The organism is Leucobacter sp. UCD-THU (genome assembly GCF_000349545.1).
Taxonomy (GTDB): Bacteria; Actinomycetota; Actinomycetes; order Actinomycetales; family Microbacteriaceae; genus Leucobacter; species Leucobacter muris.
The window spans coordinates 351,976-365,207 of record NZ_KB714602.1; the positions used below are offsets into that span (position 1 = coordinate 351,976).

Genomic DNA, 13,232 nt, shown 5'->3' on the forward strand with positions numbered 1-13,232 from the left:
TCCCGGGGTGCGGAGCCGGGCGGTGTTTCGGATCGGAGTGCGAGTTTCGATCCGAGATGCCGGTGAGAACCGAGACACGGGTGGGAAGCCCGAGCGGCCGGGCGCTCTCAGGCGCGCCGGCGCGCCGGCAGCAGGCTCGGGAACGCGCGGTGCACGGCCGTGGCCACGAGCGCCATCAGGATGTTCTTGACCACGTCGCCCGGCCAGAAGGCGAGGTCGGCGACGAACGCCTGCCCCAGGGTGAGGTCGGCCCGCCACGCCATGCCGAGGATGCCGAGCGGGTGCACGAACACGAAGCTCGACACGATGCCTGCCAGGAAGATGAGGGGGATGCTGGTCGCGATCTTGCGGCGGGGCAGGCGCTCGACGATGAAGCCCGCGAGCAGCGCCGCGAGCGGGAATGCGACGAGGTAGCCCACCGAGGGGCCGGCGAAGGGCGCGAGGCCCGCGGATCCGCCCGAGAACACCGGCAGTCCCGCCGCGCCGACCGCCAGGTAGAGCAGCACGGCGAGGAAGCCCCGGCGCGCACCGAGCACGGCGCCGGCGAGGATCACGGCGAAGGTCTGCAGGGTGATGGGCACGGCGCCGCCCACGCTGATGGCGGGCAGCAGGGCGCAGACCGCGATGAGGGCGGCGAAGGTTGCGATGAGGGCGATGTCGGTGGCGACGTTGCGCTTCGGTGCGGCGCCGACGGCGGCGGTCTCGGGTGCGGACACTCTGGCTCCTTGTGGTGGGCCGCGCTTCGATGATGCGGCGCGGAGGGGCGGGAAGGGGATCGGGATCGCGGGGCACGGCCCGGCGCGGTGCCGGGCGCTGCTCGGGACAGCAACCTGAACGGTGTTCTGGTGAACGGTGTTCAGGTTAGCGGTAGGCTGGTGGAATGCGCAACAGCCTCGCCGACGTGGTCGCCGCCGGCCTGCGCGTGCTCGACGCCCAGGGGCTCGAGAACTGCTCGATGCGCCGCGTCGCCGCCGAGCTGGGCGTGCAGCCGAGCGCGCTCTACCATCACGTGCCCGACAAGCAGACCCTGCTCGCGCTCATGGCCGACGAGATCGTGGGCCCGGTCGCGCTGGGCGGCGGAGCGGCTCAGGGCGCGGAGGGCGCGGCCGGCGCCCAGGCGGCGGGCCCCGCCGCCGATCCGCGCGCCTTCTGCGTGGCGCTGCGCGAGGCGATGCTCGCGGTGCGCGACGGCGCCGACGTGGTGGCGACGGCTGCGGCGTTCCGGCTCGGAGCCTCCGATGTGGAGCGGTGGCTGACCGCGCTCGTGGGGCCCGACGGCGCGCGCACGCTGCTGCTCTACACCTTCGGGCACGCGCAGTCGACGCAGACCCACCGGCAGGCGGCGGCGCTCGGCGCGCTGATCGATCCGGCCGCGCTGCCCCGAAGGGACGCGGCTGCGGTGGCGGATCCCGAACGCGACCTCGACGCATCGTTCGAGCGGGGCCTCGCCATCATCCTGCGGGGCCTCGACGCGTCTGCGACCTCGGGTCGCTGACGCGGCCGGCCCCGGGCCGAGCCGTCGAACCTCAGCGGTGGAAGGGGCGGATCAGGCGGTGCTCGACCGCCTTGCGGCGCTCGGCCGTCCACAGGGCGATGCGCAGGTCGACCAGATCGTTCTGCGAGAGCGGATCGCGGCCGCTCAGCTCCCGGATCCTCCGCAGCCGATGCCGCACCGTGTTCACGTGCACGTACAGCCGGTCCGCGGTGGCCTGCAGGTGCCCGTCGGCGTCGATGAACACGCGCAGCGTGGAGAGCAGCTCCACCCGCCCCTGCTCCTCGGCATCGAGCAGCGGCTTGATGAGCTGCTCGACGAACGGGCTCAGATGCTCGGCGGGCTGCTGCTCGAGCAGCGCCTCGAGCGACACCAGCTGATCCGGCCCGGCGAGGCCGCCGCGGCTGCGCGCCAGCCGCAGCGCCGACCTGGCCTCGCTGAGCGCGCGCCGCAGCTCGCCCAGCTCGACCGTCGAGCTGTAGCCGCACACGAGGCCGAGGCCGCGGAACGACTCCTCCGAGTTCGGCCCCGAGATGAGCACGACCCCCTGCGACGTCACGCCGATCAGCCCGGGAATGCCGTGGCGGCCGAGCGCCCCCTCGCTGCCGCTCGGCCAGCTCGACGCCCGCAGCTGCGCGCGATCCAGCCCGTGGGCCTCGATCTCGGGCAGGATCGCCGCGGGAAGCGCGAGCCCGCTCGCGATCAGGTCGATGAGCTGCCCGAGGCGTTGCTGCTGCTCCGATGCCTCGCGGGCGTGCTCAAGGCCCGTGAACTCGAGCACGCTCTGCAGCTGCTCCATGAACTCGCCGCTCGGCCCCGGCGCCTCGCCGATCCACTCGAGCCCGCGGCTCGCCCCCGATCCGACCTTCCCGACCCGGCCGCCGAGAGTCTCCTCGACCGCGCTGAGCAGCGCCGTCTCGCCCGCGCCCGTGCGGGCCATCGCCAGCAGCCGCGAGAGCAGCGCGGTCTCCCGCCTCCTGGCCTCGCTCTCGATCTGGGTGCGACGCCGCAGCACGACATCGTTCACCGCGAGGAAGGGGACGCCGTGGTCGAGCAGCAGCAGCGGCATCCCCGCGCGCTCGCACGCCGCGACGAGCTCTTCGGGCGGCTCCAGGTGCACCTCGCCGAGGCCCAGCGCGATGCCCGCGACCTCGGCGTCCGACAGTGCGGCGACGAACGTCTCGGCGGAGCGCGGGCGCACGAGCGCGCTGCCCAGCGTGCAGACGAGCTCGTGCTTGCGCAGGTGCGGCCGCGGGTCGAGCTGCTCGGTCGCGTGCACCCACGAGACCTGTCGCTCGAGCGCGCCGTCGGGCAGCACGGCGGCGGTGACGGCCAGCGATCCCGCCGCGATGAGATCGCCGATCCTGACGAGCGCCCCGGAATCGGCCTGCATCGAAGACATGAAAGCATTGTAGCTTTCTCCAACTCTTGTGCCGAGAAATAGAGGATGTTCCTCTTTTCGCGCCCTGAATGATGGAGGAGTGCATAATTGGGGGCGTTCGTCGCCGTCCGGGCCAAAGGAGACCACTGTGACTACGAGCACTGCTCGCCCCGAAGAGGGCACCCGCACCCTGCGAAGGGAATTCAGCTTCGGCGCCGCGTTCGCCTTCGCATTCGCGTTCATCTCGCCGATCGTCGCCCTGTACGGCATCTTCGGCCTGGCCATCACCACCGCGGGTCCGTCGTTCTGGTGGGGCTTCCTGATCGTCTTCGGGGGCCAGTTCCTCGTCGCGCTGGTATTCGCGATGCTGGTCTCGCGATGGCCGCTCGAGGGATCGATCTACCAGTGGGCGTCGCGACTGCTCGGTTCGGGCTACGGCTGGTTCGCCGGTTGGTTCTACATCTGGACGCTGGTGATCGCGATGGCGACGGTCGCGCTCGGCGCGGCCGGCTTCATCGCGAACATCATCGGCATGCACGGCGCGAGCGGCACCCAGATCGCGTTCATCGCATTCATCGTGCTGGTGCTGGGGACCATCATCAACCTCTCGGGCCGCGGCATCCTCAAGGGCTTCATGCTGGCGAGCATCGGCGCCGAGGTGATCGGCTCCATCGGTCTCGCCGTCTGGTTGCTCATCGCCCACCGCGAGCACGACTTCTCGGTGCTCTTCGACGGCGGAGCCAGCATCGGCGCGTCCGAGGGGTTCTTCTCGCTGGGCGGTCCGTTCCTGCTCGCCGTCGTGTTCATCGGCTTCTCGTTCGTCGGGTTCGAGAGCGCGGGCTCGATCGCCGAGGAGGTGCACGAGCCGCGGCGCAACCTGCCAAAGGCCGTGCTGTTCTCGATCAGCTTCATCGCCGTCGTAGTGATGTTCTCGAGCCTCGCGGTGATCCTCGCCACCCCTGAGAACGCCGCCGAGCTGCCCGACTACGACGCCGACCCCGTCTACGCGGTGCTCACCGCGCAGCTGGGCTCGCACCTCGCGATCCCGATCCAGGTGCTCTTCGCCATCGGCTTCGTCGCGAGCTTCCTGGCACTGCAGACCTCGGCGTCGCGCCTCATCTGGGCGAAGGCCCGCGACGGCGCGCTGCCGTTCTCGAACGCGCTCTCTCGGCTCAGCCGCTCGCAGCGCCAGCCGGTGGGCCCGATCCTCATCACCACCGTCATCGGCACCGCGCTCTTCCTGCTGAGTAACGTCGCCGAGAACCTGTACACGATCATGGTGAACTTCACGTCGGGCGGCTTCTACCTGAGCTTCCTCTTCCCGGTGCTCGCGTTCGCGGTGGCGGTGCTGCGGAAGCGCTGGCGGCCGGGTCCGTTCAGCATCGGCCGCTGGACGGGGATCGTCGCCGTCGCCGCCCTCGTGTGGGTGGTGCTCGAGCTGGTCAACATCGCCTGGCCCCGCGCCCTCAACGGCAACCCCTGGCTCGACTGGTCGGTGGTGGTGGGCGCCGTGGCGCTCGCTGTGGTGGGCGCCGCGATCTACTCCCGCGTGCGCACCCGCATCGTCAACGTCGAGACCTCGGCCGTGATGCTCGAGCTGGACGGCGCCGCCGAGAGCGAGACCGCCGGCGATCCCGCCGGGGGCGCCCGTCCCGGCCGCGAGAGCGGGGAGCGCCGATGAGCCCGGTCGCCATCGTGACGGGGGCCGCCGGCGGGATGGGGTCGGCGGTCTCGCGGAGACTGCGCGACGCCGGCTGGACGGTGGCCGGCTTCGACCGGGTCCGGGCCAGCGACGTCGACCTCGCGCTGCAGGTCGATGTGGCCGACGAGGCGGATGTGGCCGCCGCCGTGGCCGCTGTGGAGCGGGATCTCGGCGCGGTGGAGGCGTTCGTGAGCGCCGCCGGGCACTACGAGAGCATCCCGCTCACCGACGTGACCGACGAGCAGGCCGCGCGCATGCTCCGCGTGCACCTCGGCGGATTCTTCGCCGGATCCCGCGCCGTGCTCCCCGGCATGCTGGAGCGCGGCGCCGGCGCGATCGTGGCGATCGCGAGCGAACTGGCCGTCGGAGGCGGCGCGCGCGACTCGCACTACGCCGCGGTGAAGGGCGCCGTGCTCGGGGCGATGAGGAGCCTCGCCGTCGAGGTCGCGCCCTCGGGTGTGCGGGTCAACGCGGTCGCCCCGGGCCCCACGAACACCCCGATGCTGGCGCCCGACTCGCCGTGGCGCGACGAGGCGTACCTCGCGACGCTGCCGACCCGGGCGCTCGCCGAACCCGACGACGTGGCGCTCTGCGTCGAGTTCCTGCTCGACGCGGGGAGCTTCGTCACGGGCGAGACCCTCCATCCGAACTCGGGAGCCGTGATCTGATGCCCCACTCGAACAGTCGAAACCTCGAGGGAACGGCGGCGCTGGTCACCGGCGCCGCCGGCGGGCTCGGCGCAGCGCAGGTGTCGGCGCTCGCCGCGGCGGGGGCCGACGTGCTGGCCCACGCCCGCTCGGACGGCCCCGCGCTGCAGGCGGTGCTGCGGACCTCCGATGCGCGGGGCGTGGCGAAGGATCTCGGCACCCCCGAGGCCTGCAGGGAGCTGATCCGGGACGCGGTGCGGATCGCGGGCCGGCTCGACACCCTCGTCGCCAATCACGCCACCATGACGATGGCGCCGCTCGTCGACGCCGATCCCACCGACTGGTGGCGGGTCGTCGAGACGAACCTGCTGGGCACCTACGCCATGATCCAGGAGGCCGTGCGCGTGATGCGCGAGCAGGGCACGGGCGGGCGGATCGTGGTGATCTCGAGCGAGTGGGGTGTGATCGGCTGGCCCGAGGCCACCTCCTACGCGGCGTCGAAGGCGGGCCTCATCGCGCTCGTGAAGTGCCTGGGCCACGAGCTCGCGCCCGAGGGCATCATCGTCAACGCGATCGCCCCGGGGGTGATCGATACCCCGCAGCTGAACGTCGACGCCGAAGCGGCGGGCGTCTCGCTCGCCGAGATGCACGAGCACTACGCTCGCGGCATCCCGCTCGGCCGCATCGGCCGCGCCGACGAGATCGCGGAGGCCGTCGCCTTCCTCGCGAATCCGGGGCTGCGGGCGATCGCCGGGCAGACGCTCCAGGTGAACGGCGGATCGACCCGCGCCCGGGTCTGACCCACGAGAGAACAGGATCCATCAGTGACTACGAACCCCATCCCCCCGATCGACGGTCAGGTCTCGCCGCGCTACGCGGGATTCACGACGTTCGCGAGGCTGCCACGGATCGGCGACGTGCCGCGCCACGACATCGCCGTGGTCGGCGTGCCGTTCGATGCGGGGGTCACCTACCGCCCGGGCGCCCGGTTCGGCCCGGGGGCGATTCGCGAGGCCTCGCGACTGCTGCGCCCCTACAACCCGGCACTCGAGGTGGCGCCGTTCGACTCGGTGCAGGTGGTCGACGCGGGCGACGTCGACTGCAACCCGTTCGACATCACCACCGCGCTCGGCGAGATCGAGGCCGGCGTCTCGGCGCTGGCCGAGGGCGGCCGCCCGGTCGTCGTGCTCGGCGGCGACCACACGATCGCGCTCGCCTCGCTGCGCGCCCTGCATCGCGAGCACGGGCCGATGGCGCTCGTGCACTTCGACGCGCACCTCGACACCTGGGGCCCCTACTTCAACACTCCGGTGACGCACGGCACCCCGTTCAGGGTCGCCATCGAGGAGGGGCTGCTCATCAAGGAGCACTCGGCGCACGTGGGCATCCGCGGTTCGCTGTACAGCGCCGACGACCTGACCGACGACGCCGAGCTCGGCTTCACGATCGTGCACGCGCGCGAGTTCCACACGACCCCGTTCACCGAGATCATCGACCGCATCAGCGCCCGGGTGGGCGACGCGCCGCTCTACATCTCGATCGACATCGACGTGCTCGACCCCGCGCACGCGCCGGGCACGGGCACCCCCGAGGCGGGGGGCCTCACCAGTCGGGAGCTGCTCGAGCTGCTGCGCGGGCTGCGGCACAAGAACCTCGTGGGAGCCGACGTGGTCGAGGTCGCCCCGGCCTACGACCACGCCAGCATCACCGCGGTGGCCGCGTCGCACTGCGCGTACGATCTCGTCTCGATCATGAGCGACCGGGTGGCGGCGGGGTGAGCGCTGCCGCGGATCGCCCGCATGCGCGAGCGCCGCTCGAGTGGCCGGGCGGCGCCCGGTGCGCGGCGTCGTTCTCGTTCGACGTCGACGGGGAGTCGGCCGCGCTCGCGGCCGCACCCGGGACGGCGCGCAGCCTGAGCGTGATGACGCACCAGGCGTACGGGCCGCGCGTGGGGGTGGGGAGGCTGCTCGACATCCTCGACCGAGTCGGCGTGCGCAGCACCTTCTTCGTGCCGGGGTTCACCGCCGAGCTACACCCGGGCGCGGTGCGCGACATCGCCGCCGCCGGGCACGAGATCGCCCACCACGGCTATCACCACGTGCGGCCGGCCGGGCTCGACCCCGAGCAGCAGGCGGAGCAGCTCGACCGGGGCTCCGACGCCCTCGAGCGGCTCACCGGCGATCGCCCGCTCGGCTACCGGGCGCCGATGTGGGATCTCTCGTGGGAGATGCCGGCGCTGCTCGCCGAACGCGGGTTCCTCTACGACTCCAGCCTCATGGACGACGACTTCCCCTACGTGCTCTCCCCGGGTGAGCAGGGCGCCGCCGAGGGGGCGCGCACCCTCGTCGAGATCCCGATCCAGTGGGCGCTCGACGACTGGGAGCAGTACTGCTTTCTGCCGGACGTGACCGAGCTGGGGCCGATCCAGACGCCGGCGCACGCCGTGGAGCTCTGGCGGAGCGAGCTCGACGGCATGCGGGAGCACGGCGGGTGCTGGGTGCTCACCAACCACCCGTTCCTGTCGGGCCGTCCCGGCCGGGCGGCGGTGCTGGAGCGCTTCATGGCCGACGTCGCGGCGATGAGCGACGTCTGGATCGCGCCGCTCGGCGAGATCGCGCGGCGCACCGTCGAGCAGGCGCCCGCGCCGAGGGGCCTTCCGCGCATCGAGCCCTGAGCGCCGCGGGCGCGGGGGCGTTTCAGAACAGGGTGTTCTGATCCTCCATGCCGCGCATCGAGTCGTAGTCGAGCACGAGGCAGCGGATACCGCGATCCTCGGCGAGCGTGCGCGCCTGCGGTTTGATCTCCTGCGCCGCGAAGACCCCCTGCACGGGGGCGAGCTTCGGGTCGCGGTTCATGAGCTCGAGGTAGCGGGTGAGCTGCTCGACGCCGTCAATGCCGCCGCGGCGCTTGATCTCGATCGCCACCGAGGCGCCCGAGGCGTCACGGGCGAGGATGTCGACCGGGCCGATCGCCGTCATGTACTCGCGGCGCACCAGCGTGTGGCCCTCGCCGACGAGCTCGATCTGGTCGGCGAGCAGCTCCTGCAGGTGCGCCTCGACGCCGTCCTTGATGAGGCCGGGGTCGACGCCCAGGTCGTGCGACGAGTCGTGGAACACCTCGAACACCGAGACGATGAGCTTGTCGGCGGTCTTCTTGTGGGTGACCTGCCAGGCCTCGACGATGCCGGCGGCCTGCTGATCCTCGTCGAGCTCGACGGCGGTGAGCGAGCAGGGCGGGCTCATCCAGTTGAGCGGCTTGTAGGAGCCGCCGTCGCTGTGCACCAGGATGGAGCCGTCGTTCTTGAGCATGAGCACGCGCTTGGCTCGCGGCAGGTGCGCCGAGAGGCGGCCCGCATAGTCGACCGAGCAGTCTGCAACAACGATTCGCACCCGCCGTAGTTTACCCGCTCACCCGTTCGCCCGCTTGCTCCGGCGGGTACGGCGAGTGCGGGAGCCCCGGGAGCACGGGAGGCGCGGGTCAGCGCCGCGCCCGCGTCGCCGAGGCCGCGAACAGCACGTACACCGCGAAGGGCAGCAGCGCCCAGAACGCGGTGAGCAGGCCGATGTGCTCACCCAGGAAGCCGAACGCCATGGGCCCCACGAGCATCGCCCCGTAGCCGATGGCCGAGACGGCTGCGACGTCGCGGGCCGCCGTGTCGGCGCGGTCGGCGGCCGCCGAGATCGCGATCGGCCAGCCGAGCCCGGTGCCGACGCCCCAGGCGAGCACGCCCAGCACTGCGCCGGGGGTGCCGGGCGCGAGGATCGTCGTGACCACTCCGGCGGCGGCGAGCACGGCGGAGGCGCGCAGCACGGCCACCCGGCCGAAGCGGGTGATGAGCCACGATCCGGCGATCCGCACCGACATCACCGCCGCGAAGAACACGCTAAGCATCATCGAGCCGAGGTGGTTGCTGAGCTCTCGGCCGTCGACGAGGGCGAGCGGCAGCCAGTCGCTGGCGGTGCCCTCGAAGAGCCCGAACGAGAGGGTGAGCAGGCCGATGAGGAAGATGCGCGGATCCCGCCAAGGGCTGGAGGGGCGGGCGGATCCGGACCCCCGCCGCGGCTGCTCGCCCGCGGCGCCGTTCGCATCGCGGTCCCTGCCCCTGGTCTGGATCGGGATCGAGCCCGTCATGGTGGTGAAGGCGGGCCGCTGCCCGGCGGCGGAGTCGATGATCGGGATCGAGCCGGTGGCGGGGTCGCGCTCTTCAGGCGCCGGGAGCGACGGCGAAGCGGATCCGCCGGCCCGGCCCGCGCGCTCGCCGGCCGCCCGCGCCGCCTGCTCGTCGCGGGGCAGGTTGCGCAGCAGCGCGAACAGCACGGCGGCGCTCGCGAGCATCACCGCGGCGAAGTGCACGGGCACCGGCACGTCGAGCGCCTCGGCGAGCCCGCCGAGGCTCGTGGCGGCGACCGCGCCGAGGCTGTAGCCCGCGTGCATGAGCGGCATGCGAGGGCGGCCGAACGCGGCCTCGGCGTTGGCCCCGCTCACGTTCATGGCGACGTCGCAGATGCTGAACGCGAAGCCGTAGGCGAAGAGCACGGCGAGGCCGGGCGGGATGGCGCCGCTCATGATGATGGCGGCCGCGCCCGGCAGCAGGATCGTGGTGGCGATGATGCCGACGAGGATGGTGCGGCGCGGCCCGAAGCGGTGCACGATGCGCCCGGAGAGCACGAGCCCGGCGAGACTGCCCACCGCGAGGCAGAGGCCGTAGACGCTCATCTCGGTGGCGCTGGCGTCGAGGTGGTCGCGCACGGCCGGCAGGCGGCTCAGCCAGGTGCCGAAGCCCAGGCCGACCACGAGGAAGACGACGGGCACCGTGCGCACCCAGCGCACGACCAGGGCCCGTTCGAATGCGGCGCGTTCTATCACGGATCGAGTCTAGGGCGTGCCCGCTGATCCTCGCCTGCTGCGCGCGAACCCACGCGGGGCGTCGAGGGCGGCCCTCAAGCCCTATAGTGAACCTAGTCCAACTTCGCATCGGAGGATTCATGGCAGATCGTCGACTCGGCAGCATCGGCGCGTCCTCCGCGCGCATTTCGCGCGCTCAGCGCGCCCGCTTCGCAGCTCTGGCCGCGCTCGCCGCCGGGGTGCTGGTGCTGAGCGGCTGCGCGCCGGCCGTCGACGACTCCGAGAACGCCCTCCAGGCAGAGACATTCCCCGGCGTGTACGCGCAGACGATCGAGTGGGGCGAGTGCGACCTCTCGGAGATCGAGGACGGCGCGGCGAAGCGCCTCGAGGAGAAGGGGGCGCCACTCGACGAGTACCAGTGCGCCGCGGTCGAGGCCCCGCTCGACTGGAACGACCCGCGCAACCACGAGACGATCGAGCTCTCGGTGAACCAGCGCGCTGCGACCGGCGACGGCGAGCCCCTCGGCACGCTGTTCGTCAATCCGGGCGGCCCCGGCGCGAGCGGTGTCGATCTCGCCTACCGCCTGTCGATCATGCCGGGCGCCGAGCGGGTGACGGAGCGCTACGCGGTGGTCGGCTTCGATCCGCGGGGCATCGGCCGCAGCTCGCGCATCGACTGCCCGGGGTTCTCGGATGTCGCCGAGCTCGAGATCGCGCTGTGCGCCGACGCGAACCCGCTCGCCCACTCGATGGGCACCTCGCAGGTGGCGCGCGACATGGAATTGCTGCGCACGCTCCTCGGTGATGACAGCCTGCACTACCTCGGCTACTCGTACGGCACCGTGCTCGGCGCGACCTACGCGACCCTGTTTCCCGAGCGGGTGGGCCGCCTCGTGCTCGACAGCGCGATCTCGGCGAACTGGGGCGCCCCGGTCAACCGCTTCAAGCAGCAGGCCGCCATCGCTCGCGAGACGGTCGCGCTGCTGAGCGGCTGCGCGACCGAGTACGGCAGATCGGACTGCCCGATCGAGAGCGAGGAGCAGTTGCAGCAGGCGATCGACCGGCTCGATGAGACCCCGCTCGTGGCGAGCACCGGCGACGAGCTCGACGGAGGCGTGCTGCTGGAGTTTCTCACGGCATCGCTCTACGGCATTCCCGAGGGGCGAGAGCTGGCGCTCGACCGGCTCGCGAGTGCGATGCGCGGCGAGCAGCAGGGCATCGATGAGATCCTCGAGAGCATGGCGAGCGGCGGCGCCGCGGTGGGGATCGAGGGGTCGATCGTGAGTTGCCACTCGTTCCCCGATGACCCGGACCTGGTGGGCTTCCTCGAGTACGTCGAGGAGGCGGGTCTGCCCGAGATGCTCGGCGGGCCGGAGATTGACGACGAGGCCCTGCTCCCGTGGATCGATCTGTCGTGCGACGCGCTGCCCGAGAGCGGCGATGACATCACCGACTCGTTCTCGGGGTCGCCCGACGCGCCGATCCTCGTGATCGGCGTGCTCGGCGACCACGCCACGCCCTACGAAGGGTCGGAGCAGCTGGTGCGGGAGCTCGGCAACGCGCGCCTGCTCACCCTCGACGGGCACGGGCACGGCGCGAGCTACCTCGGGCGCTCGAGCTGCGTGAACGACGCGACCACGGCCTATCTGCTCGAGGGCGAGCTGCCCGAGCCGGGAGCCGTCTGCGAGTCCGACGCGGGTTGATCGGGGGCTGACCGGGTTCCGGGCGCGGATCGCGAGCCGTCGACGGGACGGGGTCAGGCGCCCAGCCGCACCCATCGGTTGCTGCGCGCCCGGATCCCGAGCGTCACGGCGCGCGCCAGCATGAAGACGAGCGTGAACCCGGCGGTGAGCGCGACGAGCGCGGCGGTGCCGCTCGGTACGAGCACCGTCAGCAGCCACAGCGCGGGCAGGTAGACGGCCAGGTTGACGAGGCTCGTCCACGCCAGATAGCGCGCGTCTCCCGCGCCCATGAGCACGCCGTCGAGCACGAAGACGTAGCCGCCGAGAGGCAGCGAGATCCCGAGCACCAGCAGGGCGGGGGGCAGGATCGCGAGCACCGCCTCGTCGCTCGTGAAGACGCGCCCCACCACGGGGCTGGCCGCGGCGAGCAGCACGCCGATCACCGCGCCGCACGCGACCCCCCAGAAGACGGTGCGCCGCACGATGAGCCGAGCCCGCCGGGCGTCGTGCGCGCCGAGGGCGTCGCCGATCAGCGCCTGGGCGGCGATCGCGAGGGCGTCGAGTGCGAACGCCGCGGTCGAGAAGAGGGTGAACACCACTTGATAGCCGGCGGTGGCGGTGGTGCCGTGGCTCGTCGCGGCGAACACCGTGACGAGCAGCGCGGCGCGCAGCCCGGCCGTGCGGATGAAGAGCCAGCCGCCGCTGCGACCCGCGTGGGCGAGGCCGTCGCGCCGCGGCAGGAAACCAGCGCCGGCCCGCCCCGCGTGCCGCGCGATCACCACGATGTAGACCGCGACCATGCCCCACTGCGCGAGCACCGTGCCCCACGCGCTGCCCGCGATGCCGAAGCCGAGGCCGTAGATGAACCACCAGTTCAGTGCGGCGTTCGCGGTGAAGCCGATCGTGGCGACCGCGAGCGGGGTCTTGGTGTCCTGCAGGCCGCGCAGCAGGCCGCTCGCCGCGAAGACCACGAGCATGGCGGGGATGCCGAGGCACGAGATGGTGAGGTACGTGAGCGCCAGCTCGGCGGTGCGCTGTTCCACGTGGAACAACGTCACGAGCGGCCCGCTGGCCGCCCACAGCACGGCCCCCACCGCGACGCCGATCGCGAGCGCGAGCCAGAGGCCGTCGATGCCGGCCTGCACCGCCCCGCGCAGGTCGCCCGCCCCGCTTCGGCGCGCGACGAGGGGCGTGGTGGAGTAGGCGAGGAAGATCATGAGCCCCACGGCGGTCTGCAGGATCGCCGCCGCGACCGCGAGCCCCGCGAGCGGGGCGGCCCCGAGATGCCCCACGAGCGCGGAGTCGACCACCAGGAACAGCGGCTCGGCGACGAGCGCGCCGAGGGCCGGCACCGCGAGGTGCGCGATGCTGCGGTCGATGCGGCGGCGCGCGCCCCGCGATTGTCGCCACCGCCTTCGTCCGATTTCCGACATGCTGAGCATGTTAGCGGCGACCCCGACAGGTCTGCGACGCCGCAGCCGCG

12 protein-coding genes are annotated in these 13,232 nt (G+C 72.3%); 7 read left to right on the forward strand and 5 right to left on the reverse strand.

The annotated features are described in order from the left end of the window. Nucleotides 1–107: 107 nt before the first annotated feature. A complete protein-coding gene (locus tag H490_RS24875; RefSeq protein WP_017884191.1) occupies nt 108–716 on the reverse strand; it encodes a biotin transporter BioY in 609 nt (202 codons plus the stop codon). A gap of 164 nt (nt 717–880) precedes the next feature. Between H490_RS24875 and H490_RS24880 the strand changes: the two genes are divergently transcribed. Then, the gene (locus tag H490_RS24880) at nt 881–1,495 is read left to right on the forward strand and encodes a TetR/AcrR family transcriptional regulator (RefSeq protein ID WP_017884192.1); all 615 of its coding nucleotides are present in this window, start codon (nt 881–883) and stop codon (nt 1,493–1,495) included. A 31-nt stretch (nt 1,496–1,526) separates the two neighbouring features. On the opposite strand, the gene H490_RS31125 is transcribed toward H490_RS24880, so the two are convergent. Then, nucleotides 1,527–2,894 (reverse strand): PucR family transcriptional regulator, encoded by a 1,368-nt coding sequence (locus tag H490_RS31125; RefSeq protein WP_017884193.1) that lies wholly within the window; start codon nt 2,892–2,894, stop codon nt 1,527–1,529. Nucleotides 2,895–3,021: 127 nt separating this feature from the next. Here H490_RS31125 and H490_RS24885 point away from each other — a divergent pair, with 127 nt between their 5' ends. From H490_RS24885 to H490_RS24905, 5 genes are read left to right on the forward strand one after another with little or no spacing between them, the layout of a single operon-like run. Beyond that, complete coding sequence (locus H490_RS24885; RefSeq protein WP_017884194.1) at nt 3,022–4,554, forward strand: APC family permease; 1,533 nt, start codon at nt 3,022–3,024, stop codon at nt 4,552–4,554. Next, nucleotides 4,551–5,243, forward strand: a complete 693-nt coding sequence (locus H490_RS24890) for an SDR family NAD(P)-dependent oxidoreductase (RefSeq protein WP_017884195.1) — start codon at nt 4,551–4,553, stop codon at nt 5,241–5,243. Before H490_RS24885 ends, H490_RS24890 begins: the two co-directional genes overlap by 4 nt. Next, nucleotides 5,243–6,022 carry an SDR family NAD(P)-dependent oxidoreductase gene (locus tag H490_RS24895; RefSeq protein WP_017884196.1) on the forward strand — a complete coding sequence of 260 codons (780 nt, stop codon included), beginning with the start codon at nt 5,243–5,245 and terminating at the stop codon, nt 6,020–6,022. Before H490_RS24890 ends, H490_RS24895 begins: the two co-directional genes overlap by 1 nt. A gap of 24 nt (nt 6,023–6,046) precedes the next feature. Beyond that, nucleotides 6,047–7,000 (forward strand): agmatinase, encoded by a 954-nt coding sequence (gene speB, locus H490_RS24900; RefSeq protein WP_017884197.1) that lies wholly within the window; start codon nt 6,047–6,049, stop codon nt 6,998–7,000. After that, entirely contained in the window at nt 6,997–7,896 is a 900-nt protein-coding gene (locus H490_RS24905; protein ID WP_017884198.1) for a polysaccharide deacetylase family protein, read from the forward strand. Before speB ends, H490_RS24905 begins: the two co-directional genes overlap by 4 nt. A gap of 22 nt (nt 7,897–7,918) precedes the next feature. Here the strand turns inward: H490_RS24905 and nucS are convergent, their stop codons facing one another. Then, a complete protein-coding gene (nucS, locus tag H490_RS24910; protein WP_031290058.1) occupies nt 7,919–8,611 on the reverse strand; it encodes an endonuclease NucS in 693 nt (230 codons plus the stop codon). An 88-nt stretch (nt 8,612–8,699) separates the two neighbouring features. Further along, a complete protein-coding gene (locus H490_RS24915) occupies nt 8,700–10,088 on the reverse strand; it encodes an MFS transporter (RefSeq protein ID WP_017884200.1) in 1,389 nt (462 codons plus the stop codon). A 119-nt stretch (nt 10,089–10,207) separates the two neighbouring features. On the opposite strand from H490_RS24915, the gene H490_RS24920 reads away from it, so the two are divergent. Next, the gene (locus H490_RS24920) at nt 10,208–11,770 is read left to right on the forward strand and encodes an alpha/beta hydrolase (protein ID WP_017884201.1); all 1,563 of its coding nucleotides are present in this window, start codon (nt 10,208–10,210) and stop codon (nt 11,768–11,770) included. A gap of 53 nt (nt 11,771–11,823) precedes the next feature. On the opposite strand, the gene H490_RS24925 is transcribed toward H490_RS24920, so the two are convergent. After that, nucleotides 11,824–13,191, reverse strand: a complete 1,368-nt coding sequence (locus H490_RS24925) for an MATE family efflux transporter (RefSeq protein ID WP_017884202.1) — start codon at nt 13,189–13,191, stop codon at nt 11,824–11,826. Nucleotides 13,192–13,232: the final 41 nt, after the last annotated feature.